Origin of the sequence: Simiduia curdlanivorans, assembly GCF_030409605.1 — a bacterium.
GTDB classification, from domain to species: domain Bacteria; phylum Pseudomonadota; class Gammaproteobacteria; order Pseudomonadales; family Cellvibrionaceae; genus Simiduia; species Simiduia curdlanivorans.
On the sequence record NZ_JAUFQG010000004.1, the window covers coordinates 1,036,226 to 1,063,128 of the forward strand.

At 51.8% G+C, this 26,903-nt stretch carries 25 protein-coding genes and 1 riboswitch; of the genes, 19 read left to right on the forward strand and 6 right to left on the reverse strand.

Features of this window, described 5'->3' with window-relative positions; translation table 11 throughout:
* The first annotated feature begins 91 nt into the window (after positions 1-91).
* Positions 92-1,003, forward strand: a complete 912-nt coding sequence (locus QWY82_RS04860) for a hypothetical protein (RefSeq protein ID WP_290260404.1) — start codon at positions 92-94, stop codon at positions 1,001-1,003.
* A gap of 26 nt (positions 1,004-1,029) precedes the next feature.
* On the opposite strand, the gene znuB is transcribed toward QWY82_RS04860, so the two are convergent.
* The 3 genes from znuB to QWY82_RS04875 are packed head-to-tail and all read right to left on the reverse strand — an operon-like array spanning position 1,030 to position 3,107.
* Positions 1,030-1,812 carry a zinc ABC transporter permease subunit ZnuB gene (gene znuB, locus QWY82_RS04865; protein ID WP_290260406.1) on the reverse strand — a complete coding sequence of 261 codons (783 nt, stop codon included), beginning with the start codon at positions 1,810-1,812 and terminating at the stop codon, positions 1,030-1,032.
* Positions 1,805-2,605, reverse strand: coding sequence for a zinc ABC transporter ATP-binding protein ZnuC (gene znuC / locus QWY82_RS04870; protein ID WP_290260408.1), 801 nt, complete (start codon positions 2,603-2,605; stop codon positions 1,805-1,807). The genes znuB and znuC overlap by 8 nt, the downstream gene beginning before the upstream one ends.
* A complete protein-coding gene (locus QWY82_RS04875) occupies positions 2,598-3,107 on the reverse strand; it encodes a Fur family transcriptional regulator (RefSeq protein ID WP_290260410.1) in 510 nt (169 codons plus the stop codon). Before QWY82_RS04875 ends, znuC begins: the two co-directional genes overlap by 8 nt.
* Before the next feature lie 68 nt (positions 3,108-3,175).
* Here QWY82_RS04875 and QWY82_RS04880 point away from each other — a divergent pair, with 68 nt between their 5' ends.
* Entirely contained in the window at positions 3,176-4,063 is an 888-nt protein-coding gene (locus QWY82_RS04880) for a metal ABC transporter solute-binding protein, Zn/Mn family (protein WP_290260412.1), read from the forward strand.
* Positions 4,064-4,487: 424 nt separating this feature from the next.
* On the opposite strand, the gene QWY82_RS04885 is transcribed toward QWY82_RS04880, so the two are convergent.
* Positions 4,488-4,742, reverse strand: a complete 255-nt coding sequence (locus QWY82_RS04885; RefSeq protein WP_290260414.1) for a hypothetical protein — start codon at positions 4,740-4,742, stop codon at positions 4,488-4,490.
* A 338-nt stretch (positions 4,743-5,080) separates the two neighbouring features.
* On the opposite strand from QWY82_RS04885, the gene polA reads away from it, so the two are divergent.
* The 3 genes from polA to QWY82_RS04900 all read left to right on the forward strand — a co-directional run bounded on the left by polA (position 5,081) and on the right by QWY82_RS04900 (position 9,827).
* Complete coding sequence (polA, locus tag QWY82_RS04890; protein ID WP_290260416.1) at positions 5,081-7,849, forward strand: DNA polymerase I; 2,769 nt, start codon at positions 5,081-5,083, stop codon at positions 7,847-7,849.
* Positions 7,850-8,128: 279 nt separating this feature from the next.
* Entirely contained in the window at positions 8,129-9,145 is a 1,017-nt protein-coding gene (locus tag QWY82_RS04895; RefSeq protein WP_290259239.1) for an IS110 family RNA-guided transposase, read from the forward strand.
* 505 nt (positions 9,146-9,650) lie between these two features.
* On the forward strand, positions 9,651-9,827 hold the full coding sequence (locus QWY82_RS04900; RefSeq protein ID WP_290260418.1) for a hemin uptake protein HemP: 177 nt from the start codon (positions 9,651-9,653) through the stop codon (positions 9,825-9,827).
* A gap of 924 nt (positions 9,828-10,751) precedes the next feature.
* On the opposite strand, the gene yihA is transcribed toward QWY82_RS04900, so the two are convergent.
* Positions 10,752-11,381 carry a ribosome biogenesis GTP-binding protein YihA/YsxC gene (gene yihA / locus QWY82_RS04905; RefSeq protein ID WP_290260420.1) on the reverse strand — a complete coding sequence of 210 codons (630 nt, stop codon included), beginning with the start codon at positions 11,379-11,381 and terminating at the stop codon, positions 10,752-10,754.
* A 149-nt stretch (positions 11,382-11,530) separates the two neighbouring features.
* On the opposite strand from yihA, the gene QWY82_RS04910 reads away from it, so the two are divergent.
* The 4 genes from QWY82_RS04910 to QWY82_RS04925 all read left to right on the forward strand — a co-directional run bounded on the left by QWY82_RS04910 (position 11,531) and on the right by QWY82_RS04925 (position 15,896).
* On the forward strand, positions 11,531-12,181 hold the full coding sequence (locus QWY82_RS04910) for a c-type cytochrome (RefSeq protein ID WP_290260421.1): 651 nt from the start codon (positions 11,531-11,533) through the stop codon (positions 12,179-12,181).
* Positions 12,182-12,353: 172 nt separating this feature from the next.
* Positions 12,354-12,992 (forward strand): thiol:disulfide interchange protein DsbA/DsbL, encoded by a 639-nt coding sequence (locus tag QWY82_RS04915; RefSeq protein ID WP_290260423.1) that lies wholly within the window; start codon positions 12,354-12,356, stop codon positions 12,990-12,992.
* A gap of 97 nt (positions 12,993-13,089) precedes the next feature.
* Positions 13,090-14,952 carry a GGDEF domain-containing protein gene (locus QWY82_RS04920; protein ID WP_290260425.1) on the forward strand — a complete coding sequence of 621 codons (1,863 nt, stop codon included), beginning with the start codon at positions 13,090-13,092 and terminating at the stop codon, positions 14,950-14,952.
* A 71-nt stretch (positions 14,953-15,023) separates the two neighbouring features.
* Positions 15,024-15,896, forward strand: coding sequence for an SMP-30/gluconolactonase/LRE family protein (locus QWY82_RS04925; protein WP_290260427.1), 873 nt, complete (start codon positions 15,024-15,026; stop codon positions 15,894-15,896).
* A 17-nt stretch (positions 15,897-15,913) separates the two neighbouring features.
* On the opposite strand, the gene QWY82_RS04930 is transcribed toward QWY82_RS04925, so the two are convergent.
* Complete coding sequence (locus QWY82_RS04930) at positions 15,914-16,930, reverse strand: AraC family transcriptional regulator (RefSeq protein ID WP_290260428.1); 1,017 nt, start codon at positions 16,928-16,930, stop codon at positions 15,914-15,916.
* Between the two features lie 152 nt (positions 16,931-17,082).
* Here QWY82_RS04930 and QWY82_RS04935 point away from each other — a divergent pair, with 152 nt between their 5' ends.
* The 10 genes from QWY82_RS04935 to QWY82_RS04980 all read left to right on the forward strand — a co-directional run bounded on the left by QWY82_RS04935 (position 17,083) and on the right by QWY82_RS04980 (position 26,888).
* Complete coding sequence (locus QWY82_RS04935; protein WP_290260429.1) at positions 17,083-18,696, forward strand: GMC family oxidoreductase; 1,614 nt, start codon at positions 17,083-17,085, stop codon at positions 18,694-18,696.
* A 71-nt stretch (positions 18,697-18,767) separates the two neighbouring features.
* Positions 18,768-19,421 (forward strand): DUF3313 family protein, encoded by a 654-nt coding sequence (locus QWY82_RS04940; protein WP_290260430.1) that lies wholly within the window; start codon positions 18,768-18,770, stop codon positions 19,419-19,421.
* A 117-nt stretch (positions 19,422-19,538) separates the two neighbouring features.
* A complete protein-coding gene (locus tag QWY82_RS04945; RefSeq protein WP_290260431.1) occupies positions 19,539-20,117 on the forward strand; it encodes a hypothetical protein in 579 nt (192 codons plus the stop codon).
* Positions 20,118-20,210: 93 nt separating this feature from the next.
* A riboswitch (TPP riboswitch) is annotated at positions 20,211-20,308 on the forward strand.
* Positions 20,309-20,395: 87 nt separating this feature from the next.
* Complete coding sequence (gene thiD, locus QWY82_RS04950) at positions 20,396-21,205, forward strand: bifunctional hydroxymethylpyrimidine kinase/phosphomethylpyrimidine kinase (RefSeq protein WP_290260432.1); 810 nt, start codon at positions 20,396-20,398, stop codon at positions 21,203-21,205.
* Between the two features lie 12 nt (positions 21,206-21,217).
* Complete coding sequence (gene thiC / locus QWY82_RS04955) at positions 21,218-23,146, forward strand: phosphomethylpyrimidine synthase ThiC (protein ID WP_290260433.1); 1,929 nt, start codon at positions 21,218-21,220, stop codon at positions 23,144-23,146.
* 73 nt (positions 23,147-23,219) lie between these two features.
* Positions 23,220-23,837, forward strand: a complete 618-nt coding sequence (locus QWY82_RS04960; RefSeq protein WP_290260434.1) for an NUDIX domain-containing protein — start codon at positions 23,220-23,222, stop codon at positions 23,835-23,837.
* Between the two features lie 74 nt (positions 23,838-23,911).
* A complete protein-coding gene (locus QWY82_RS04965) occupies positions 23,912-24,382 on the forward strand; it encodes a DUF1249 domain-containing protein (RefSeq protein ID WP_290260435.1) in 471 nt (156 codons plus the stop codon).
* A 38-nt stretch (positions 24,383-24,420) separates the two neighbouring features.
* Entirely contained in the window at positions 24,421-25,233 is an 813-nt protein-coding gene (gene cpdA, locus QWY82_RS04970; protein WP_290260436.1) for a 3',5'-cyclic-AMP phosphodiesterase, read from the forward strand.
* Positions 25,233-25,805, forward strand: a complete 573-nt coding sequence (locus tag QWY82_RS04975; protein ID WP_290260437.1) for a YqiA/YcfP family alpha/beta fold hydrolase — start codon at positions 25,233-25,235, stop codon at positions 25,803-25,805. The genes cpdA and QWY82_RS04975 overlap by 1 nt, the downstream gene beginning before the upstream one ends.
* An 18-nt stretch (positions 25,806-25,823) precedes the next feature.
* Positions 25,824-26,888 (forward strand): phospholipase A, encoded by a 1,065-nt coding sequence (locus QWY82_RS04980; RefSeq protein WP_290260438.1) that lies wholly within the window; start codon positions 25,824-25,826, stop codon positions 26,886-26,888.
* Positions 26,889-26,903: the final 15 nt, after the last annotated feature.

Sequence of the window (26,903 nt, forward strand, 5' to 3'; positions counted from 1 at the left end):
TAAATAGTTATAAATACCAATAATTTTCGAGCGAGAGAAAACGCGCTAACTAAAAAGCACTACACCCAAAGTGCCACAACGGGAACTATCTATGCGTTTTCAAATAGTATTTTTTTTACCTTTGCTGTTACTCCAATTTTCATGTGAACCCAAAGATCCGGCGCCCGCTGTTGATGCGGCGCTAGCCAGCGCTGAGTTGGAAGTGGGTAATTTAACGCTTCGTGTTGACCCACAAGCGGGCGGCCGCATCAGCTCATTGTTGTATCAAGACAGAGAGCTTTTGGCGCAGCCAAGTGCGTTAGATGCCGATAATTGGGGTTCAACACTGTGGGTTAGCCCGCAAGAAAGTTGGGGTTGGCCGCCACCAAAAAGTTTCGATAAGCGGCCCTATGCTGTGCAGCAAAACAGTGCGTCCCTGACGCTTACTGGCCCCGTTGACGAAGAGAAAACCGGTTTACAAATTGTTAAAAATATTCAACTTTTGGGCGCTGATCGGCTCGGTCTTGATTACAGTTTAGTAAACCCTTCCGAGCAGGCAAAGCAGTTTGCCGCTTGGGAGGTTACCCGGGTGCCGATTAAAGGTCTGGTGTTATTTGCCCATGAGTCGACGCCTTTATGGTGGAGTTTTGGCGAGTTCGCCTACCAAACCTATGGCGATATCACTTGGATAGACGCGCGCGAAAGCCAATTGAGCGAAGGTAAGCTAAATGCTAATGGCAGAGGCTGGTTGGCCTGGGTCGATGGGCGCACATTGCTGGTCAAAAAGTTTACCGACCTAGCGGAAGCCGAGCAGGCGCCCAAGGAAGCGGAAGTGCAAGTTTATATCAGCCCGCGTGGCTATATGGAGCTGGAGGCACAAAGTGCGTTTGCAACTATTGCTGCGCAGCAAAGCCTAACGTTTTCCACCGAGTGGCAAGTGCTTACGCTACCTGATCATATTGAGGTGGGCGTCGATTCACCCTCCCTATTAACCTATTTACAAACCTTGGGTTTAAAGCTTTAGCACTCATCCGCTTCGTCTTTATTGCGTTAGCGCTGTGGTTTTAACAGCGTTAGCGCAAACAAAGTGCTTGCACTTAGCACCACGCTTGGGCCTGCCGGTGTATCCCAAAAAAAAGATGTGATTAAGCCTGAGCTTACCGCAACTAAACCGAGTAGGCTTGCCACGCCGGCCATGTGTTCAGGTGTATGAGTAATGCGCCGAGCCGCGGCGGCGGGAATAATTAACAGGGCCGTAATTAATAAAACCCCCACAACTTTCATTGCAATAGCGATCACCAAGGCCATGGCTAGCATGAGCAGCATGCGCACTGCCTCAACCTTCACTCCTTCAACGCGGGCCAGTTCTTCGTGCACGGTGATTGAAATTAGCGAGCGCCAAAAGCCAATCACTAGCGCTAAAACGACGGCGGCTACTAGAGCGATGGTGATGACGTCCATGGGCGTAGCGGTGAGTAAGTCGCCAAATAAATAGGCTAGTAAATCAACCCGCGTATTGCCAAACAAACCAATGCAAACCAAACCAAGTGCAAGGGTTGAGTGAGATAAAATGCCGAGCAAGGTATCGGTCGCTAAGAGCCGGGTTTGTTGTAGCAGCACCAGTGCCACGGCCAGTATTAAGCAGCCGAGCGTTACCGCAATATTAATATTGATATCGAGCACTAAACCGAACACAACGCCAAGTAATGCCGAGTGTGCGAGAGTGTCGCCGAAATAGGCCATGCGTCGCCACACGGCAAAACTGCCTAAGGGGCCAGCGACGATTGCGACGGCGGCGCCCGCGAGCCATGCGTTAACCATAAAATCAGGCATGGGGCTTTTCCTTTTGCACTGGACGCAGTGACAGGCGGGGTTTGTGTGCTGCGTGATCGTGATCGCAAATCACATCGCCGTGTAGGTCGTGTTTGTGATCGTGGTTGTGGCTATAAACCGCCAGACTTTGCGCGGCTTTGGGCCCGAACAGATCGAGATAGGCGGGGTGTGCAGTGACACTTTCTGGGTGCCCGTGACAGCATACATGTTGGTTCAAACAAATGACGTCGTCGGTGTTAGCCATGACCAAATGTAAATCGTGCGACACCATGAGCACGCCGCAACCCTGCTCGTGGCGAATCTGATTGATCAAATCGTAAAGCGCCACCTGACCATTGACGTCGACACCTTGCACCGGCTCATCCAGCACCAATAAATGCGGTTTTCTTGCCAGCGCTCGGGTGAGTAATACGCGCTGCGTCTCGCCACCGGAAAGATTTTGCATGGCGCTGGTTTTCAATTTTTCGACCCCGGTTAATGCCAGTGCGCGATTGATATCGTTTGCACTGGCGCCACCAAGCTCTAAAAAGCGTTTTACCGTGAGCGGCAGGGATGAGTCGATGGTCAGTTTTTGCGGCATGTAACCGATACGCAACTTCGGCAGGCGCCACAAGTTACCGCTGCTGGGTTTTTGTAGGCCGAGCATGACCCGCACCAAGCTGGTTTTGCCGGCGCCGTTTGGGCCTATGAGGGTGGTGATATTTGCGCTGCTCAAACACAAGTCTATATTTTGCAGCACCTGTTTATCGCCGAAACGTAAATTCACAGCGGTTGCTTCCAGCAGTTTATCCATGTTCAGACTCTCCTTCGGCGCTGACTTGGCAGGTGGGGCAGAGGCCTGATAGTTCCAGCGATTGCTGCTCAATTAAAAAACCAACCGATGCCGCCAGTGCCTGTATAGGCGCCTTGATACTCGCTTCGTCGAGCTCGAGGGCAATACCGCAGCGCCGACAAATGACAAATTGACCGGCGTGACTCTCGCCTGGGCAGGGGCAGCCGATAAAGGCGTTAAGGCTGTTAATGCGGTGAATGAGCCTATGCTCCAGCAAGAATTCGAGGGCCCGATATACCGTTGGTGGTGCAACTTGTTTGCCGGTGGCGTCGGCCAGGGCGTCCATTAATTGATAGGCGCCAATCGGCTTATGGCTTTGCCAAATCAGACGCAATACTTGTTCTCGCTGCTTAGTAAAGCGCAGGTCCTTGTGCTCGGCGATGGCTTTCGCCTGCTTGAGTGCGTCGTTTATGCAGTGTTGATGGTTGTGCTGTCGCAGCGGCAGCGCGGATAGGGGCTTCATGGGCGACTTAGTGGCTGTGATAAAACGTTATGTTATCATATAGCATTTGCGTAACACCTCCCCCTCCTATGAACCTATTTCGTGCTTTAGTTTTTCTGCTTGCGCTGTCCGGCAGTCTGTCTGTGTTTGCCGCTAAGTTGGTAGTTTCCATTGAACCTTTGGCAATGTTGGTCGAGCCCTTACTTGGGCCAGACGACAGCTTGCGCGTATTGCTAAAACCGAACACGTCACCCCATCACTACAGTTTAAAGGCGTCGGATATGCGCGCTTTGCAGCAGGCTGATCTGATTTTATGGGTGGGGCCAGAGCTGGAGCAGTTCCTACAAAAGCCACTGGCGACCTTGCCGGCGGCGCTGCAGCTCGATCAGCTCGCGCAACTAAGCTGGCCCGATCAAGCGGAGCTATCTGAACCCCACCATTCACATGCACATACGGCACGCGATCCACATTTGTGGTTGAACCCGGATAATGCGCTTGCGGTGGCAAATGCGGTAGCTCAACGCTTGCAGGCGTTAGCCGGCGTTGACGGCGCTGTTGTGCAGGCGCGTCTCGCGGTGATGCAGACCCGTATTGCGGCGCTTAGTGTTGAGTTGGAGCGAGACTTAGGTGAATTGCGCGAACTGCAGTTTATGGTTTATCACCAAGCTTACGGGCACTGGAATCAGCGCTTTGGTTTAACTCAGCTCTCCGCCGTGAGTTTGACGCCGGAGCAAAAGCCCGGTGCCCGACATATCTACCAGCTAAAGGAGCGGGCTAAAGATGCGCAGTGTTTGCTGGCCGAGGCGTTTTATGACAACCAATCGACACAGCAATTAGCAAAAGAATTGGGTCTACCGCTGGTGTTGCTCGATCCCCTGGGGACGAATGTCGCACCGGGCGAGCATCGCTATGAGACTTTAATGCGCAATCTGGCTGCGGATATGAAGGCGTGTTTGAATCATCCAGCTAACAGTTAAACGGATGGCCGCCCCCAAAAACAGCTGCTCAATATTTATTCTACCCTGCGCCCTTCGGGGCCAACCACCAAGCCCAGCTTGATGGCGTTCAAGCGGTCTGACGATTCAAGTTCGCGCAAATAGCTATTTGCACTCGCTCCTCTCACCCAGGAGTGTCGGACCAATGCGCCCGCGGCATACGACCGCCATGGAAGGCGGAAGTGCCTAAACTGCAGGAGCATGTTTCGGCCCGCGCGTCCTTGTGCATATCCGCTCTTGCGCATCCATGCGCCCGCGGTATACAGCACGTCCTTGTGCATAAAAAAACGGCCAACCGGGTTTTGGAGAGCCGGTTGACCGTTGAGCGATGTAAAGCAATAAACTGACGAACAAATCCAGGTGAGCGCCTGGGGTACTACAAAAAATCTACTGCGTGTTACCGCAATTACTGAGCTTCGGCTTGATCGCGCAGACGCTGAGAAATCTTTTCGTTTAGGTCGGTGTTGATGGACTGACCAAGTGACAGTGTGGCGCGGTTCAGCGCCTTTAATTGTGTTGTATTGGCATTTTTGTCTACGTTTTCGGTAGTCCAGCTAGTGTCCACGCCAGCGGTAACCACAGATGTGGCGATGCTAGATTGTGGATTAGCGAATGTGACCGGTGCAGCTAATGCTAACAACAGAAAACCAAGCTTTTTCATAGTGAGGCCCTCCGTAAGGGTGTTAAGCGTGTTACCGGCCTTGGTGCCCATAACCCGCGAATTCGGTAAGTAAAACGTTGTTGTTTACTAATTGTTACGCATGGTAACAATTGACTAAAGATTAAGCTATCTATTTTTCAGAATTGTGACAGTTTTTCTTTAAGTTAAAGTTGTAACCTACCGTTTTTGTGAGATTTTCCCGTTTTAGGTAATTCGTCTGGTTAAAAATTAATCGGTAACATGCTAGGTAACACTCTTGTTCTAGAACGTGCGTGTTGGGCAAATCAGTCTTTCGGAATGGTGTATCCTTGCGACTTTGCACAATCGATGGATGAGTTATGGCTAACCCTGTGGTCTTGGTTGACGGATCTTCTTACCTATATCGGGCTTTTCACGCCTTGCCGCCGTTAAATAACAGTAAGGGTATGCCCACGGGGGCGGTAAAAGGCGTCATTAATATGCTGCGCCGGTTACAAAAGGATTACCCCGCAAGCCCCATCGTGGTGATCTTCGATGCCAAGGGAAAAACCTTTCGCGACGACATCTACGCCGACTACAAAGCTAATCGCCCAGCCATGCCCGATGATATGCGGCCTCAGGTTCAGCCTATACACGACATAGTGCGCGCCATGGGCTTACCGCTCTTGGTGGTCGAGGGGGTAGAGGCGGACGATGTGATCGGCACTTATTGTGCGCAAGCAGTGGCCGCGGGTATTGAAGTGGTGGTGTCCACCGGCGATAAGGATATGGCGCAGTTGGTCAACAGCCACGTGACCTTGGTTAATACCATGACCGACCTAGTGATGGACCCAGAGGGCGTGGTGGCAAAGTTTGGCATTCCGGCAAATTTAATCATCGATTACCTAGCCCTGATGGGTGACAAGGTGGATAACATTCCCGGCGTGCCTGGCGTAGGGGAAAAGACGGCGCTGGGTTTACTGCAGGGCCTAGGCGGCTTGGACGATATCTATGCCCAGCTCGACAAGGTTGCCGAGTTAAGTTTTCGCGGCGCTAAAACCATGGCGGCAAAGCTTGAGGAGCACAAAGATAAAGCCTACCTGTCCTATGAATTGGCCACCATAAAACTGGATGTGGATTTGCCCCAAGGCTTGTCTGAGCTGCAGAACCAAGCGCCAGATAGTGCGGCGCTGCGCAATCTGTTTGAAATGCTGGAGTTTAAATCTTGGGTGGCCGAATTAGACAATGCGCCGGCACCTTCAGCTAGCGCGACCGCTCCAGCCGTCCAATCCGAACCGGCATCCTCAGACTTAGGGTCAGAGTCAACCGCGCCGCCAGCGCGCGATTACGAGGTGATCTTGACCCAGGCCGATTTCCAGCGCTGGTTGGCCAAATTATCGCAAGCCCCCTTGTTTGCCTTCGATACCGAAACCACCAGCCTCGATTACATGCAGGCGCAAATCGTCGGCGTTTCCTTCGCCGTCGAAGCGGGCTCAGCGGCCTATGTCCCCGTTGCCCACGATTACATGGAGGCGCCGGTGCAACTCGAGCGCGATTGGGTGTTGGCGCAATTGAAGCCGCTGCTCGAAGACGAAGCGCGGGCTAAGGTGGGGCAAAATCTAAAATACGACGCCAGTGTTCTGGCTAATTACGGCATCTCACTGGCGGGGATTGCTTTTGACACCATGCTGGAATCCTACGTGCTGAACTCCACGGCCAGCCGCCATGACATGGATAGTCTGGCCAGTTTTTACCTCAATGAGAGCACTATTAAGTTTGAAGAGGTGGCGGGCAAGGGTGCCAAGCAACTCACCTTTAATCAGGTAGCGCTAGAGCAGGCTGGCCCCTATGCCGCGGAAGATGCCGATATTACCTTGAGGCTGCACTATGCCTTGGCGCCGCAATTGGATGTAGTGCCGAGCTTGAAGCAAGTGCTTACTAGCATTGAAATGCCCATGGTTAAGGTGTTGTCTGCGGTGGAGCGCACGGGCGCTTTAGTGGACGCCAAACTTTTGGGCGAGCAGAGCATTGAGTTGGGTGAGCGTTTGACCGAGCTGGAGCGGGAAGCTTTTGAACTCGCTGGCGAACCCTTTAACTTGAGCTCGCCCAAGCAGTTGGGCGCCATATTGTTTGAAAAGTTGGCCCTGCCGGTGTTGAAGAAAACCCCGAAGGGCGCGCCTTCCACAGCCGAAGAGGTGCTGCAGGAATTGGCCTTAGACTACCCGTTACCAAAAATATTGATGGAGTATCGCGGTCTAGCCAAGCTAAAAAGTACCTACACCGATAAGCTACCGCTGATGATTAACCCCGGCACGGGGCGCATTCATACCTCCTATCATCAAGCTGTTACCGCTACTGGGCGCCTGTCTTCCACCGATCCAAACTTGCAGAACATTCCCATTCGCACCGAAGAGGGGCGTCGTATTCGCCAGGCCTTTGTGGCGCCAAAAGGCTACAAATTAGTGGCGGCGGACTATTCCCAAATTGAGCTGCGGATTATGGCGCACCTGTCTGACGATGCCGGTTTGCTAGACGCCTTTAGCAAGGGCTTGGATGTGCATAAAGCGACTGCGGCAGAAGTGTTCGGCGTGCCTTTGGAGCAAGTCAGCCAAGATATGCGGCGCAGCGCCAAGGCCATTAACTTTGGCTTGATCTACGGCATGTCGGCCTTTGGCTTAGCCAAACAGTTACATATCGGCCGGCACGAAGCCCAGCAATACATCGATACCTATTTCGAGCGCTACCCAGGCGTGGCGCGTTACATGGATCAAACCCGCGCCTTAGCGCACGAGCAAGGCTATGTGGAAACCCTGTTTGGGCGTCGACTGCACCTGCCGGAAATTAACGATCGCAACAAAATGCGCCAACAAGCCGCCGAGCGAACCGCTATTAATGCACCTATGCAAGGTTCGGCGGCGGATATTATCAAACGCGCAATGGTGGATGTTTATCACTGGTTGCAAACCCCGGAAGCGCCAGATGCCCGCATCATCATGCAAGTACACGATGAATTAGTGCTAGAAGTGGCTGAGGCCGATGTCGAGACGCTAAAACTTGAGCTCTGCCAGCGCATGGCTAAAGCGGCGAGCCTTAAGGTGCCGCTATTGGTGGAAGCCGGTGACGGTGACAACTGGGATCAGGCGCATTAAAGGTTTTTCAAAATTAATGACAAATAGTTTGAACTAAGCGCGAAAGAGCCGGTCTATTTAATCAGTACCATGTGATGTAGTGCTCTCCCTTGGATTCCTCGATTGATGTTATGGAATTTTTAACCCCGCAACTGCGGGGTTTTTTTATGTACAGGAAGTACGGTATGCCGCGAGCGCATGGATAATGGTATGGACCCACTCCACTTCTAAAGCGGCTTCGCAATGAGCCAAAATGGAAGTTACGAACATACCATTTAACAGAATGAGGAGTGGGTCGAGATGAAGATTACAACGATTGGGCTGGATATCGCAAAGTCTGTTTTCCACTTAGTGGCTGTAAATTTACGAGGCAAGCCGTTAAAGAAGAAACAACTAAAACGGCATCAGCTCTTGGCTTACTTTGCCAAGCTAGAGAGTTGCTTGGTTGTTATGGAAGCTTGCGGCAGTGCCAACTATTGGGCAAGAGAGCTTCAAGCCTTGGGGCATGATGTGAAACTAATAGCGCCGCAGTACGTGAAACCGTATGTCAAAGGCAACAAGAACGACTACAACGATGCGGAGGCAATTGCTGAAGCAGCTCAACGCCCTACTATGCGCTTTGTGCCCATTAAGAATATTGAGCAGCAAGATGTTCAGAACATACATCGACAAAGAGAGCGTTTAAAGGGCGAGCGTACAGCCCTGTCGAACCAGATAAGAGGGTTATTAGCGGAGTATGGCGTAGCGATTCACAAGGGTATTGCTACCTTGAAACGAGAATTGCCATTGATACTCGAAGACGGGAGTAACGCTTTAACCGTAGGTGCTCGGGAACTGTTTGCAGAACTGTTCGATGAGCTCATAGCCATTAACGAACGCCTAGAGCGCTGCGAGCAACGTATAAAAGCGGTTAATCAGGGTAATGAACAGTGCCAGCGTTTAGATGAGGTGCTCGGTATTGGAGCTATTACCGCAAGTGCACTGTATGCAGCGGCTGGTGATGGTAGTGACTTTGTGAATGGCCGACACTTCTCCGCGTGGTTAGGCTTAGTACCGGGTCAGCACAGTACGGGTGGTAAGCCCGTGTTACTGGGTATCAGTAAGCGAGGTAATTGTTATTTGCGCACCTTGCTGATACATGGGGCACGCGCAGTACTGCGGTATTCTGCGGAGAAAACAGATCGCTTTAGCCGCTGGGCGCAATCGTTACTGGAGCGAAGAGGCCACAACCGAGCCTGCGTCGCCGTAGCAAATAAGTTAGCCAGAATTGCTTGGGTGATCATGGCAAAAGGCGAGCGCTATCGCCCTGCGGTATAGAGCAGCGTTTTATCACAGTACGCGATAGCGTACTGCAAGAGTTTAACCCGTCGCGTCAGTTGCAAAGATAGATTGATTGGATGGTGAGATAGGTCAGACCGGCTCGTTCAAAACCTGTTCCGTGCATTGGCTTTAATAAAGCCGTAGGGATGATGAGGAGGACGAGCGCAAATATCCATCGGGGCCAGGAGGACAAAAACTTCCACCAACAGGCCGGATATATGAGAGCAATGACTTTTATCCATTATCAGAATCAAATGTCTTGCAAACGGGGTGGGTCCATATATGCGCAGGAGCGGCGATGTACAGGACCTTGGTGCCCCTTGAGCGGTCCGACGTTTCGGGTAAGTACGGGCCGAAACATGCTCCTGCAGTTTCGGCACTTCCGCCTTCCATGGCGGTCGTATGTCGCAAGCGCCTTCAAGCTTAATGCCCCAAACGCTATTGACAATCATTATCATTTGTAAATAATAAGGCCTTTCCACTTACTTCCCGAGGCCACACCATGAACGCTAGCCCAAATCCAGCCCGCGCAGTGATTGTTAGGCAAGCCAACGGCACCCAGGCGCGTATTGCCAGCACCGAGCTGTTAGGAAGCGGTGCCTTAATCGTGATTGAGCATGCCGGGCACGATTATTTCTTGCGTCAAACCAAAGCTGGAAAATTAATCCTAACTAAATAGGTATTTTGGTTTTGTGGTAAACAAGCACCCCCTTGCGAGCTGCCACAAAGCTAAATGGGCACCGAGGCCCAGCCATGTCACTCCCAGGCAAAGCCACTCTCGACCTATTCCATTAATCGCTAGATAACCTCTGCTTAGCGTAAATAAGTGTGAAGTTTGGAACTTACACCCTCGGGATTACTCAAATCAGTGCTGATCGGGGTTCCCCAAGCTCCGGTCACATGATTGCTCCCGAACCCCAATAAGGGATCAATTATTCACCCCGGCAGCCCACAGCTCCCGGGGTTTTTTTATGTACAGGATGTACGGTATGCCGTGAGCGCAGGACGCGCAGGAGCGGCGATGTACAGGATGTACGGTATGCCGTGAGCGCATGGGTGAGAGGAGCGAGTGCAAATAGCTATTTGCGCGAACTTGAACGCCATCAAGCTGTGCTTGGTGGCTGGCCCCGAAGGGCGCAGGAGCGGCGATGGCCAAGGACCTTGGTGCCCCTTGAGCGGTCCGACGTTTCGGGTACGGCCGGGCCGAAACATGCTCCTGCAGTTTCGGCTCTTCCGCCTTCCGTGGCGGTCGTATGCCGCGGGGGCATTGGTTCGACACTTCGGGGCGAGAGGAGCGAGTGCAAATAGCTATTTGCGCGAACTCGAATCGTCGGACCGCTCGAATCTTCGGGCCGCTCGAACGCCATCAAGCTGTGCTTAGTGGCTGGCCCCAAAGGGCGCAGGAGCGGCGATGCACAGAGTAAAGGACTCCTACCGATTCGGCGCATCCATATTCGCTTTGGAACTGAATCGCGGGTGCATTAACCCGAAGGTTTAGGCCAAGTGAGGTGTTGGCAATCGGCGAGAGAAGGCTTTAGCCGAAATAAAAACGGGCCGACTTAGCGGCCCGTTCTAGTTGATTCTGCAAAGCGATTCAGTGGCGTTATTCAGCCTTCGCCGCGTCACCTAAAAACCAACGGTTGAGTACAATATTTAACTCCGGCAAGCCGGTGCGCTTAAGCGAGGAAAATAGCTGCACGCTAACGAGGTCATCGGCTTTGGCTTCTTTTAAATGCTTGCGCACATTCAGCAGCATGGTTTGCGCTGGGCCTTTTTTTAACTTATCGGCTTTGGTTAACAAAATATGCACCGGCATTTCCGCCGACACAGCCCAGTTAATCATCGTGGTATCGAACTCCTGCAGCGGGTGGCGCACGTCCATCATCAGCACCATCCCCGCCAAACTCTTGCGTTCCTGCAGATACTGGGACAGGTGTTTCTCCCATTCGATCTTCATGGCCAAGGGCACTTTGGCGTAGCCGTAGCCGGGTAAGTCGACGAGGCGTTGGTCCGGGTTACCCAAGGTGAAGAAGTTAATCATCTGGGTGCGACCGGGGGTTTTACTGGTGCGCGCGAGTTTACCGTTATTGGTTAGGGTGTTAATCGCAGAGGATTTACCGGCGTTGGATCGCCCTGCAAAACAGACCTCTACGCCCGTTTCGGGTGGACAAAGGGCGAGTGTTGGCGCGCTCATTAAATAGCTCGCCTTGTTGAAGTGCATTTGATCTGCCATGGAAATCCGTAAAATTGGTGTGTTATCAGACGGTTAGTATATAATGCCCGCCCAAAGCCTGCCCTTGTTTGTGGCCGGCAATTGTAGCCCGTGAGTACCGGCGTGGCTAACGCAGTGTTCAACTTACTAGCAAATGACGGATTAATCACATGAACAAGCTGATTAAGCAGATTGTAGCCACGCTAGGCCTTGTGGCCTTGTCTCAATTCGCCATGGCCGGCGATGTAAAAAATGGTGAATCTTTGTCCGCCACCTGTGGCGCTTGTCACGGAGCCGACGGCAATAGCTTGGCGCCAAACTTTCCGAAATTGGCTGGTTTGGGTGAAAAATACCTGCTCAAGCAGCTGCGCGATATCCAGTCGGGCGCGCGCAATATTCCTGAAATGACGGGCCTACTAACGGCGCTGTCCGATAGTGACTTAGCAGACTTGGCCGCTTATTACGATTCAAACTCGACCCAGCTATCTGGCTCTAAGAAAGACACCGAAGTGCAACTTGGCACGGGTGTTAAAGTGAATAGCTTGGCGCTAGGTGAGAAAACTTACCGCGGCGGCAACTTAGAAACTAACGTGCCGTCGTGCATGGGTTGTCATTCACCGGGAGGTACCGGTAATGATCCAGCTTCCTACCCGCGTTTGGGTGGTCAGCATGCGGCCTATATCGAAAAGCAGTTGAAAGATTTCCGCGCCGGCAATCGCACTAACGATGGCGATAACCAAATTATGCGCCAAGTTGCAGCGCAGCTGAGCGATGCAGAAATATCGGCTCTGGCGAACTATATCGCCGGCCTACATATCTAAATTATTAGCGATGCAGAAGGGCGGCTTAGGTCGCCTTTTTTATTGTTGTTAAGCTTCGGTTCAGAGTGGGGCTGGCACACTGTCTGACAGGACTCTCGGTTTGGCCGCTCAATACTTGCACCAGAGCGCGTAAACCCGAATAATTCGACAAAATTAACAAGCGGAGTGAGCTATGCGTATTTTCTTGGCCTTAATCGGTCTAATGGTCTCCTTAGTGGCATGTGCCGATGGCAATGCACCTGAAAAGTATCAAGCGGGCGTGCATTACACCGTGTTGGATGCGCCAGTGCGGACAGCTGATGCCAGCAAGATCGAAGTTACCGAGGTATTTTGGTATGGCTGTGGTCACTGCTATCACTTCGAGCCGCTGGTTCAGCCTTGGAAAAAGGCCTTGGCCGACGACGTTAACTTCGTACAGTCGCCCGCCATGTGGAACGGTGCCATGGAGCTACACGCCCGTGCCTTCTATGTCGCTAAAGCATTGGGTGTTAGCGAGCAGATGCACGGCCCCTTATTTGAAGCCATGAATGTGGCCGGTAAGCGCCTAGCCAACGAAGCGGAGATCCAAGAGATTTTCGTGGCCAATGGTGTTGACGCGGATAAATTTACCAAAGCCTTTAGCTCCTTCGGCGTAACCGGCCAAGTTCGTCAGGCCGATGCGCGGGCGCGTAGCTACCGTATTACGGGTACGCCGGAGTTGGTAGTGGAAGGTAAATATCGCATCTCGGCGAAAGAGGCTGGCGGTCAACCGCAAATGCTGGAAGTGGCCAGTTTCCTGATCGAGAAAGTGCGCGCCGAGCGGGCTAAGTAAATGCCCCGAGCAAGAGTGTGAAAAAGGAGGCTGAGGCCTCCTTTTTTGTCGTCGCTGTCTACACTTCTTAGCAAACTAACCGGTAAAGGCGCAGTTTGTGAGCGAAAAAGATGCAAATTATTGGCGCGGTAAATACCGCGAGCTATTAAAAGAACAGGAAAGGGTAACGGTTAAGGCCAATCCCGATGTGCAGATTGCGATTGAGCGCCTGGCCCAAACAGCGGCATTACTCGATAAAGATTTAGCCCAAGGGCTTAACCCCGTGTTTCAGCAAGCCAAGCGCAAGGAGTGGGGCCGGCCTGGTCAACTCGCCTTGCTAGAGCAAACTTTAGAGCTGTTTCAACGCCAGATAAAAATTACCCGCGAGCGCGAACTGTTAGCCGTGAAGCAAATGAGCCTAGCGCTCATGGAAATGCCCCTCGACGAGGCGAGCCGTAAAGTCTGCAAAAATATCCTGTCTGTTTACAAACGCCAGTCCTTCGCCAATGAGTGGGCACCACTGGTGGAAGCTATTAGCTCGCTAAAACCTAGGCCGCTGACGGCGGGTGAATACCCCAAAGAACCCGGGGTATTGGCAAAGCTGTTTGGCGCGTCTCAGCGCGATGAGAAAAGCCTGAGCGAAGAACAGTTGGGTGAGGACAGCAGCTCCGATGACTCAAATTCTACGGCACTTAACTCGGACGTTGATGGCGATACCTCAGCCTCACTGGCGTCGGCAAATCGCGCTGAGCAATACGATCAAGATGAACTTTCAGGCCTCGATCGAGCAGAGCAGATTCAGGCGATCAACCAAGCGACACAAAGCAGCGCGGCAAAGCAGGATCTCGAAGATTTAATGGGTTTGAGTGGCCAACTTATTCGCCGTGGCGAAGACACCGATCGCGAATTGCACGAACCCGCCTTCAGTAAAATAAGCGACAGAATTTCCATGGTCTTGGGCGATCTCCTCGCGCAAATTGAACCGCAAGAGACAGTGACCGACAAAGCGATTGCCGCCAAGTTGCGCATCGATAAAGGTCTCAATTGGTATGAGCTAGTGCCAACCCTGGAAGATATTCGCGATCTCGTTATGGCGCTAATCATTAGTGCCAAACAAGATTTTCAACAGTATCTTTTGCACTTGTTAGAGCAGATCAATCAACTCATTGCCATGACAGCGGACACAGCAAACAGCGTCATGGCGCGCGAGCGCGAAATGGTGATTGATATAGAAGTCGAAGTCAGTGCCTTGGCGCAAGCGGCCAAATCGGTCAACGACGTGGCTGAATTAAAGCAAGCCGTGGAAACGCGCGTGCAAGCCTTGGCCGGTGTTTTGAGTAAACGTCAGTCCACCGATGAAGCAGAAAATAAGGCGCTAAGGGAAATTAATTCACTGCAAAAGCAGGTGAATTTGTTACAAAAGGAGGCTGCAGAAAAACAGGCCGAGCTCGAACTCAATCGACAGAAAGCGCGCACCGACACGCTCACGGGTTTGGCCAATCGCGAAGCCTATAACGAGCGCATACACCATGAAATTGAACGTTTCCGCCGCTACCAAAGGCCATTAACCCTGATCGTTTGCGATATCGATCATTTTAAAAAATTCAATGACGACTACAGCCATCAAGTGGGCGACAGAGTATTGAAGGTGATCTCGAATGCCATTGAAAAGCAATTGCGCGATGTGGATTTTATGGCGCGCTACGGCGGCGAAGAGTTCGTGGTTTTGATGCCCGAGACAAGCGCCCAAGACGCGCTGATTAAAATGGATAGAATTCGCCTCGCGGTTGCAGCAACAAAATTCAAGTTCAAAGAGCACCAGCTATCGATTACCTTTTCCTCCGGGCTCGCGGCAATTCGAGACGGCGATACCGCGAGCACACTCTTTGCGCGCGCCGACAAGCTGCTCTACGAGGCGAAGCATAATGGTCGCAATTGTTGTGTCGCCGAACCAGTAAAAGAACCTGCTTCAAATTCATGATGGTCTTGTTGACTATAACATGGTAATTTAGTCATTTTTGTACAATTTAATTGCTAAAATGGCACAGCTCTATGGATGAAGTGACGTGTATTTGGGATGCGCAGGCAACCCTGGGCGAGGGGCCTCTATGGGTAGCGGCCGAGTCAAGCCTGTACTGGTTGGATATCAAGCAGTCGTGTGTGCACCGCTTAAATACTCAAACCGAGGCGCGCCAAAGTTGGCTGGTGCCAGAGCAGGTTACCAGTATTGCTAAACGAAAGTCTGGCGCTTTCGTAGCGACGATTCGCGATGGCTTTGTCGCCCTATCCTTAGGCGATCGCCATAGTATTGCCGCGTTGCATTTGGTAGAAGCTAACAGCCCCGATAACCGATTTAACGATGGCAAGGTCGATGTTAACGGTCGCTACTGGGCCGGCAGCATGGACGATAAGGAACAGCGCAGCACCGGCGCCTTGTATTGTCTCGATCTCAATGGTGCGGCGCGCTCAATGGATGCCGGTTATTGCATCAGCAACGGGCCGACCTTTTCGCCCGATGGTAAGCGTTTGTATCACACCAGCACGACCGAAAGAATCATCTATCAATTTGATTTGGATGCAGCCGGGGAGCTGAGTAACAAGCGCGTTTTTTACCGAGTGCCAGATCTCGACGGTTACCCGGATGGCATGACCGTGGATGCAGAAGGCTGCATTTGGCTGTGTCATTTTTTCGGTGGCAAAATTACTCGATTATCTCCCGCGGGTGAGGCGTTGCGTACAATTGCTTTACCGGTTTCCAATATTACTTCCTGTACCTTTGGTGGCGCCCAGTTGGATAAACTTTACATCACCACTGCGCGTTGGGGCTTGAGCGAACAGCAGTTACAAAGCCAACCGCTGGCGGGTGGATTATTTGTTTGTAGGCCAGGGGTAAAGGGTTTGGCGAGTAACGAATATTTAGGCTGAGCATACCGGCCAAAATATTACGAGGCTGGGGCTTTGTTGGTTTGCCGTTTGGTCATCTTCCAGCGCTGCGGTGACACACCAAACCAGCGCTTAAAACTTCGGGTAAATGCCGACAGTTCTGAATAACCCAGTAACACAGAAATATCCGTTAAACGATAATAGGGGTGTTCGATATAGTGCGTGGCCTGAGTGCGACGAACGGCTTCGACGAGTTGCTGAAAACTCGTGTCCAAGGCACTGAGGCGCCGCTGCAAGGTGCGTTTGCTGTAACCGATTGTATGAGCGACAGATTCTATTTGGCATTCATCGCAGGGTAAGGTCAAGGCAATCACGTGCCTGACCTGTTTAAGTAAATCGTCTTGATGGCGCTGCTCTAGATAGCGACGCAGTTTTTGCGGTAAGAGTCTCGCATCCGAATCGATACTGGTCTCGAGTATGGCAGCGTCAAATACTAACGCCAAATGGGTGTGATTGAATCCTATCGGACTGTGAAAAAAGTGCGCGTAAGGTTTTACATCAACAGGTGCTTGGTGTTGAAAATAAACCGCCCGCGGTAGCCACTGACTGCCGCAAAAAATCCGGACCAACTCGTAGGCTAACGCCAGTGCATGATCTTGGAAGGTCGTCGTGCTCGCGACGCGATCAAAATGGCCGACAATCGTGAGCTGGGCAAGTGGCCCCTGCTGCTCCAGTTTCAATTCAACAGTTTGTACCATCAATGAAATATGATTGCTAAAAATGTTAAGTGCCTGGCCCACCGTGGTACAACTACTCACCATGACCGCCAAGGGGCCGAAAATAGACAGCCCTTGGCGAGCGGCTAGCGCCAAACCGAAATGGGGGCACTTGAGCCGCTCAGCGGCGAGCATCAGCAGATGATTGTGTTGATCGAAGGGAACAAGGGTGTCGGGCCAGCGCAGCAGGTGGCTGTCAAATTGCGCTTTGTGAAACAGCGCGTTGGCGTCGATGCCGCCTTCCGCCAGTAGCTCTGAGTAACCCTCCAAGAAGTTATTACTGATCAGTGGATAGTGCATACGCGCAGGGCTCCCAGTGCGGATATTGCCCAATACTCCGCCTAATTGGCGCCCAAGGTCAATAAAATGGCGTTCAATGTCAAACTTGAAGCTTGTGCTAGATTAGACTCTGCTCTTACATGCTTACAGAATACTTAAAATAAGAGGTTGTCATGTCGAAGACCTATGATTACATCATTGTGGGTGCAGGTTCCGCCGGATGCGTGCTGGCTAACCGCTTGTCTGCCGATGAAAACGTTCAAGTTTGTTTGATTGAAGCCGGCGGCGACGATCGGAACCCTATTATTTATACGCCCATGGGCGTCATAGCAGCACTTGCGGGTGGGCTGTTTAACTGGCTGTTTCACACCAAAGCTCAGCCTACTATGGGCAACCGAAAGATCTATTGCCCGCGCGGCAAAGTACTGGGCGGCAGTAGCTCCATTAATGCCATGCTCTATGTGCGCGGTCAGCCCGAGGACTACGATGCCTGGGCCGAGGCAGGCAACGAAGGTTGGAGTTTTAAGGCGCTATTACCCTATTTTAAAAAGGCACAGCATCAAGAGCGTGGCGCAAGTGAGTTTCATGGCGTAGGTGGCCCGCTTAACGTTGCCGAAATAAGAAATCATCACAAGCTATGTGAAGCGTTCATTGCGGCGGGGGTGGAGCTTGGCGAAAAATACAACGACGATTTTAATGGCGCCGATCAAGAGGGCCTAGGTTGGTACCAAACCACGCAAAAAAATGGCCAGCGCCACAGCGCAGCAGCAGCCTATCTTCATCCCGTGTTAGCGCAACGCCGCAATCTAACCGTAATCACGAAAGCCTTAACCCGACGCGTGCTATTTGAGGGCAAGCGTGCCACCGGTGTAGAGGTGGAGGTTAAAGGCGAGCAATATATGCTGTCTGCGGCAAGGGAAGTGATAGTGTCTTGCGGCAGCTTTGGCTCCCCGCAACTGTTGTTACTGTCTGGCGTGGGCGCTAAGGCCAAGCTGGATAGCCAGGGTATAACGCAAGTGCATGAGCTAGCTGGCGTCGGTGAAAATCTGCAGGAGCATGTGGACGTTCTGGTGGTGGCGAAGGATAAAACGTCAACTTCGTGGGGCGTTTTACGGCCGCGTCAAATTGTGCGAAGTATTGGCGCTTTGGTTCAATACCTCACCAAGCGCAGTGGTATGTTGAGCTCCACCATTGCCGAGGCGGGCGGCTTTATCAAGTCTGATCCGAGTCTTACAACGCCGGATTTGCAATTGCACATAACCCCTATCGCCATGGATGATCACGGTCGGTCATTGAAGTATTACTTCCACTACGGCATGAGCGTGCACGTCTGCTATTTAAGGCCGCACAGTCGCGGCTCGGTGTCGCTGGCCAGTGCTGACCCCAGCGTCGATCCAGTTATCGACTTAAATATGTTAAGCGATGCCAGAGATGTAAAGGCATTGGTGGCGGGGGTAAAAAAGGTGCGCGCTATGTTCCGCGCCCAAGCCTTGCAGCATAGCTATGCTGGCGAGTTCTCACCGGGCGAGGAGCTGAGCAGCGATGCGGAGCTAGAAACCTTTTTACGTATGAAAGCTAACCATGTCTATCATCCGGTTGGCAGCTGTAAAATGGGCAGCGATCCTATGGCCGTTGTGGATGATCAATTGAGAGTGCATGGGTTGGAGGCTTTGCGGGTGGTGGATGCGTCAATTATGCCCAACATTATTTCTGGTAACACCAACGCCCCCACCATCATGATTGCAGAGAAGGCGGCAGACCTGATTTTAGGCAATCGATACAATTAACTGACTGATGGAACCAACGGCATAAGTTGGCGTCCAACAGCTAGATTTTGCTCACCTATGGAGAAAGCAACATGATGAACCTAGTGCGGTTAAGTACAGTTTGTATTGCATTAATGGCAGCGCCCTTGGTTACGGCTGCGGGCGTCGAAGCCAGCGCCAATGCGGGTATGGAAAAAGTCGAGGTCAAACGCTTAGACGAGGTGCTGGCAAAGCCAAATATCGATTGGGCCAAATACACCAGTGTCAGTATTACACCACTGGATATGTCGACCACGACAATCAAGGCGCCTAGTGGTACCCACAAACGAGATATTCCCGAGCTGACAGAGAAAATTCAGGCGCCGTTTAAAGATCTATACCTAAAAGCTTTCACACGCGAGTTTTCGGAAGACGGCTTGTTGGCAGAAGCGGGTTCCAAGAAATCCGGCACACTGAGAATTGACAGTAAAATTCTCGAGCTGGCGCCCACCTATATTCCAGACAGCACAATGAACGCCAGTGGCCGCAACCGCGCTTACACACAAACCGCTGGTAAAATTCAAATGCAGTTTGATATATACGATGCTGCCACGGGTGAACACCTAGCCACGGTCACAGATAAGCGCGAGGCCACCAAAATGTGGCGCGAAAATAACTCGGTGCAAAATCGCTCGCAAATAAACCAAATCATGGGTACTTGGGCACGTATTTTTCGTACACACCTAGATGATTTAGGCGAAAAGTAAAACGCTTCACCTGCCTTATTGCTAGCAGCGTCGGCGAATAACGCGGCGCTGTTGTAATTTACCCGCCGCACGTCCTGCTATACACTTCCTGCATCATTGAGCTAGAAGGACTGACCCATGACACGTTTTATTGCTTTAATTGCAATGTTGTTGCTCGCCGCCTGCGCGAGTGAGCCCGAGAAAGACCAAACTGCGTCGAAGGAGAAAGTTGATTTGGCTGCTTTCTCAGTCGTGGCAGTGACAGATCCGATGTTCAAGCCAGCGCGTGGCGATACGGTAAGCTGGGTTTCCGATGTTATTTTTGCGGGCAGCAAGGAAGAAACACCGCAGGATGAAGCCACTGTTGCGTTGATTCAAGCAGATATTGAACAGAGTTTAACTGGAAAAGGCTACACGCTGGGCCATGGTGTTGGCGTCGACTATCGCGTATTGGCATTGGTTCAAGTAGGTACCGAAGAGTTAGCCAAGGACATGCGCGAACTGTTCAGGCTCTATCCGAGCCTAGGCCATGATAGCCAGTTAAATAAAGGTATGTTAATTGTTGCTGTGGCGCGACCAGGCAGCGTGCAGGCGCTTTGGCGTGGTGCAATTCGGGTGTTTGTCGACGAAGATCAAGTGCTCACACAGGAACAGCAAAAGGAGCGACTAGCGCTTGCGGTGAAAAAAGTAATGGCTTCCATGCCAAAGGCACTCTGACCACACTGCTAACATTAAGCTCTAAAACGCCCGCTAACCGCGGGCTTTTTTTTTGGAAAAAATAGTAAAACGCGATGCCCCCTGTTAGACTTCGCGCATCTTGCGGGGTGCTCATATTTATATGTGGCTGAGAAATACCCGTTGACCTGATCCGGTTAGTACCGGCGTAGGGAACGAGATTTCAGTCAATAACACTATTGATTGTCTCTTTCTTGAAGCCGCTGCTTATTATTGAGATGCGCTTCATGGACTCCCTCAAAAATTTGCAGCCTGTCGTCATGACAATCGCGGGAAGCGATAGTGGCGCGGGCGCAGGTATCCAAGCTGACATTAAAACCTGCGCGGCGTTAGGCGTATATTGCACCTCCGTACTTACGGCCATCACGGCACAAAACACCCGGCGCATTACGGCGCTCGAATCACTGCCGACTAAAATTGTCGCGCAGCAATTTGAGGCGGTTATCGAAGACTTTAATGTCGCTGCAATAAAAGTCGGCATGATTGGCAGTGCAGAAAATTTGCACTATCTCGCCGCTCGACTATTGGACTACAAGCGTACAAACCCCCGCGTCTACATTGTGCTGGATACACCACTGCGCGCCAGCGTGGGCTTTAGCTTATTCGATGACGAAAATTTAGCGCCGCTGTGGAAAATGATTGGCGTCGCGGATTTGATCACACCGAACCTGTCCGAGGCCGGCCGTTTGCTTGGCTGTCAAGACGCTAGATCAAATGCCAATATGGAATTGCAGGCGCTGGAATTGATCAAGCGCGGCGCGCGCGCGGTGCTTATAAAAGGCGGGCATTTAATCGGAGCTGAGGCGTCGGACTATTATCTGAGTGTGGATGCGGCGATAAAGCCGATGTGGTTTTCGAGCGGCAAGCTTGCTGCCAAAAATAACCATGGCACCGGCTGCACACTAGCCAGCGCCATTGCGGCCCACATTGTATTGGGTTATTCCGCGCCTGAGGCCATCGCCTCGTCTAAGCGTTACCTTTATCTCCTGCTACAACAATCTCAGCACAGACAATATGGCCTGGGCGCAGGCCCGCTCGAGTGCCTGAATCAATCGCGTTTCACTGACTAAAAGGAATTCCTCATGACAGAAGTAGTAACCGAAAAAAAATTAAGTGACAGTGCCACGGTGGATGCAGCGTCGATTAAACCTTTTCCTGGCTCAAAGAAGATTTTTGTCCAAGGTTCGCAAGCCGATATCCTGGTGCCTATGCGGGAAATATCTTTAGCCGATACGGCAATGGAATTAGGCGCGGAAAAAAATCCACCGGTGCGCGTCTATGATACCTCTGGGCCCTACACAGATGAAAATATTGTTATCGACTTGCGCAAGGGGCTGGCTGAGATGCGGCGCAACTGGATTGATGCGCGGCTAGACACAGAGTATCTAAATGAAAAGTCTTCACTGTTTGCCAATCAACGGGCTCGAGATGAAGCCTTAGATAGATTGCGTTTTAATCATAAGCGCAAGATTCGGCGCGCGCTGGCAGGAAAAAACGTCACCCAAATGCATTACGCAAAACAGGGAATAATCACGCCTGAAATGGAATACATTGCTATTCGCGAGAACATGAGTTTACAGCAGGCTCGTGCTCAGGGTGTGCTAGAGCAGCAGCATCAAGGTATGGATTTTGGTGCCAATATTCCCGATGAAATAACACCGGAATTTGTCCGTAGTGAAGTGGCCAGGGGGCGTGCGATCATTCCCGCCAATATCAATCATCCTGAATTAGAGCCGATGATTATCGGTCGAAATTTTTTGGTCAAAGTAAATGGCAATATTGGCAATTCAGCGCTTGGCTCATCTATTGAAGAAGAGGTTGAGAAGTTAACCTGGGGCACCCGTTGGGGCGCCGACACCATTATGGATCTTTCAACCGGGAAAAATATCCACGAGACCAGAGAGTGGATTATTCGCAATTCCCATGTGCCCATCGGCACTGTGCCTATTTATCAAGCCTTAGAAAAGGTTAATGGTGTGGCGGAAGATTTAAGCTGGGAAATTTTCCGCGATACCTTAATCGAGCAAGCGGAGCAGGGCGTGGATTACTTCACCATTCACGCCGGCGTTTTGCTGCGCTATGTGCCATTAACGGCGAAGCGAGTTACCGGCATAGTGTCCCGCGGCGGCTCCATCATGGCCAAGTGGTGCTTGGCGCACCACAAAGAAAATTTCTTGTACACCCATTTCGAAGATATCTGCGAAATCATGAAGGCCTATGATGTGTCGTTCTCACTGGGTGATGGGCTCAGACCGGGCTCGGTGGCCGACGCCAATGACGCCGCACAATTTGGCGAGCTAGAAACCTTGGGCGAGCTGACCAAGATTGCCTGGAAGCACGATATTCAAACCATGATTGAAGGGCCTGGCCACGTGCCAATGCATTTGATTAAAGAAAATATGGATAAACAATTGCGCGAGTGTGGCGAGGCTCCTTTCTACACTTTGGGCCCGTTAACCACCGATATTGCGCCTGGCTACGATCACATTACCTCCGGCATTGGTGCCGCCATGATTGCTTGGTATGGTTGCGCCATGCTGTGCTACGTCACACCGAAAGAGCATTTAGGCTTGCCCAATAAGGATGACGTCAAGGTGGGTATTATCACCTACAAAATAGCCGCCCATGCTGCCGATTTAGCGAAGGGGCATCCAGGCTCTCAGCTGCGCGACAATGCGCTGTCGAAAGCGCGCTTCGAATTTCGTTGGGAAGATCAATTTAACTTAGGTTTAGACTCGGACACCGCGCGCAGCTTTCACGATGAAACGCTGCCCAAAGAGTCCGCTAAAGTGGCGCATTTCTGCTCCATGTGTGGGCCCAAGTTTTGCTCCATGAAAATCACTCAGGAGGTGCGCGAATACGCGGCGAATTTAGGTGCGGATTTAAGTGCAGAGCTGGGTGAGGCGCTAGGCGAGGAAAGTGTTGTGCGCATGGTGGATGTGGAGGCCGAGATGGCAACCAAGGCGGCCGAATTTCGCGCCCAGGGCACAAAACTTTATAGCAAAGTCTAGAGCCCTTGTGATGGCTGTGTGACAATCAGGAATTATTATCACAACCAGTTCGTCGTTTCATAGGGAAGTTTTTATGCCGATACCAGAGAGCCAGTTTATCGCCGCCGATGTAGAGGTGGCGCAAACCGAGGTTGGCTACCAGGGTTTTTTTCGCCTAGAGCGGTTGAAACTGCGGCATAAATTATTTCGCGGCGGTTGGAGCCAGTGGTTTAACCGCGAACTGTTTGTGCGCGGCGACGCCGTGGCCGCCATTTTGTATGATCCGGCCACCGATCAGATTGGCTTTATCGAGCAGTTTAGGGTGGGCGCTTTAAAAGAGCCCTATGGCCCGTGGTGCTTAGAAGTGGTTGCCGGTATCTCTGAGCCGGGTGAAAGCCCTGCGCAGGTGATTGAGCGAGAGATAGAAGAAGAGGCCGGGATCAAGGCTGTCGAACTTGTTTCAATTTGCCAGTATCTATCTAGCCCCGGCGGTTCGGACGAGCGGCTGCACCTTTTTTGCGCTCTGTGTGACCTTAGCCGTGCTGGCGGAGTTTTTGGCCTGGCGGACGAAAATGAAGATATTCGGCTACATCTGGCGCCGGCGTCGGAGGTTTTCGCAGCTATGTACACCAGTCGCTTTAACAACGCTGCCACCCTCTTGTGCTTACAGTGGTTACACATTAACCACGCCAGACTGCGGAGCCGGTCATAGATAGCGCCTTGAGAGCGTGAGTTTGTATTAAAGCTGTGCCATGCTTAGGCCATCTAACCCATTTGGCTAGCCCTATGATTGAACGATCGAGCATTCGCACGCGCCGGCGCTACCAAGTTAACTTGGTGGAGCAGCAGGCCTTGGGCGATTTGAACTATGTTCGATTGATGCGGCTGATGCCGGATTTGCACCAGGCCAGCCAATGGAGTTTTCGGATTTCGGCGCCTCGGGGCGATTGGCGGGTAACGCTCAGTGTTGAGGAACGTGCCAGATTCACAACCAGCGTGTTAATATCCCGCCACCAAGGCGACTGCGAATGGACCCGTTTCCCGGCCCTACGAGTCAGGCTCTATCACGATGCGAGCATGGCAGAGGTCATTGCCTGGGAGCGGCACAGAGTAAAATTAGGCCGCTACAGTTACCCGAATAATAAGATGTATCAATGTGACGAGAAGGCGCAATTGAATCGCTTTCTCGGCGAGTGGTTGAGCCACTGTTTGGCGCAAGGCAAGGCCAACGCAGTTAACTTGAAGCTTACCGGCTAGGCCGGTTGCATTTGACCAAATAGGACTGGTTCACCGGCATGGACTTCCCAGATCACATAGCATTTCCCAAAGGCAGACCGCTGCGCCTGCTGCAGATTACCGATTGCCATCTGGGCGAATACCCAGGCGAGGAGCTATTAGGCTTAAATACAGATTTAAGTTTGCACGATGTGCTGAAGCTGGTAGCCACTGAACCTGCAGACATGATTATCAATACCGGCGATGTTTCTAGCCATGGCCACGTGGGCTCTTATGCGCGCTATCAGAAGTTGGTTGATAGCTACGTCACGCTTCCCCACGCATGGATTCCCGGCAATCATGATTTGCCCAGTGCCATGGACGCCTCGGTGGCCTCGGGTGTGAGCCCAAAAATAATCGATGCCGGTCCTTGGCAGCTTATTCTGTTAAATTCCTACGTGCCTGGCCACGAGTACGGTGATTTTACTCAGGCCGAATTAGATTTTCTGGCGCAAACGCTGGCCGCGTCCGATAAACCCGCTTTGGTGTTTTTACATCATCAGCCGCAGGCCGTCGGCAGCGCTTGGATTGATCAATACACGGTAAAAGCGCATCAAGCGTTTTTGGCCTTAGTTGACGCCAGCCCTCGGGTAAAAGCTGTGATTTGGGGGCATGTACACCAGGCCTACGATAAAAAGCGCGGCCATATTCGCATGTTAGCCAGCCCCTCCACCTGCATTCAATTTTTACCCAATAGCGATGACTTCGCCCTAGATCGCGCTATGCCCGGTCTGCGTTGGTTCGAATTGCACGCCGACGGCAGCTTTACAACCGGTGTGAAACGCATCGAACAAAAAGAGTACCCGATAGATTTCAACTCTACGGGTTACTGATGCCGACATTGTTGTATATCCACGGCTTTTTGAGCTCGCCCCAATCCCACAAAGCCGTGCAAGTTAAAACCTGGTTGCAACAGTATCGCGCTGATATTAACTACCTATGTCCAGCACTATCGCCCTACCCAGATGCAGCGAAACAGACGCTGCTATCGGCTTTGGCAACGGCCGATGCACCGGTTGGGTTGATGGGCTCCTCCCTCGGTGGCTTTTGGGCCACTTGGCTGGCCGAACAATTTGATCTTCGAGCTGCCCTGATTAACCCCTCGGTAAATCCTATGGCGATGCTTCCCGCTTATATTGGCAAGCCGGTGAAAAACTACCACACCGAGGAATGCTATGAGCTAGGGGCTGAACACCTGCAACAATTGCGCGAAGTTGATACGCCATCTGTTGAGCGAGTTAACAACTATTGGCTGTTTGCCCAAACCGGCGATGAGGTTCTGGACTACCGGCTGGCGGAAAAAAAGTACGCCGGCTGTAAGCAAACCATCGAGTCAGGTGGCGATCACGCTTTCCAAGGTTTTGATCGTCACCTTGCAAGTTCCATAGAGTTTCTTTTTGATTAGACAGCGAAGGCCGTTTCTATGATGTATAAATTAGCACCACTCGTTTTAGCGCAGGTGCTGAGTCTTGGCTTCTGTTCTGTGGCTTTGGCCGACTCATCCACCGAGTTAACGGAGGCAGAGGCAAACACTACTAGCGCTATAAGCAGCTATAAAGCCAGCAAAGAGTATCAAGATTGTCTAATCAGCAAAATGCAAACGGCCGGTGCAGAACTGCCGGTGGGCGAATTGCGCGCCAGCTGTGAAAAAATTGAGCAGTTGCAAAATGCTCAGGCAGAAATTGAAGCAGCGTCGGGCGAAAGAAGCGTGGTGGCTCAGCGTTTAATTGCCGAAGAAAAGGCCTTGGACAACCCCTTCGAAATATCGTCTTACCGCAGAAACTATGTGCTTTTTGCGTCATATAACGACACACCCAATACGGAAATCTGGAAACTTGATCATCCGGAACAGGACATCAACAAGGTTGAAGTCAAGTTTCAGCTGTCATTTAAAGCGCTGGTTGCCCGCGGCGTGTTAGGCGGCGATTTGTGGGGTGCCTACACCCAGCAGTCATGGTGGCAGCTTTACGCCGAGGAGTCTGCACCGTTTCGAGAAACCAATTACGAGCCAGAGCTAATGCTGCGCTGGGACACAGATCTAGCCGCGCTGGGTTTTAACATGCGGGTCTGGAGCTTTGGCTATAACCATGAATCTAATGGTCGATCCGGCGACTTTTCTCGCAGCTGGAATCGCCTGATGGCTCACGCTGTGGTCGACCGTGGCAATCTGATTATCGTGCCGCGGGTATGGTGGCGCTTTCCGGAAGACGAAGCCACAGACGACAACCCCGATATCGACGATTACTTGGGTTATGGCGACGTGGCCATCGCCTACAAGTGGGGCAGCAACCTGTTTTCCACCACCATTAAGGGCAACTTCCGCCGAGAATCACCGCGTATGGGGGTGCAACTGGAGTGGACCTTCCCCGTGGCCGACCGGTTCAAAGGCTATATCCAGTACTATGACGGCTATGGCGAAAGCTTGATTGACTACAATCACCGCAGCAAGCGGATAGGATTCGGGGTTTTGCTTAATGACTTCATCTAGCGTGGTTGGTTAAGG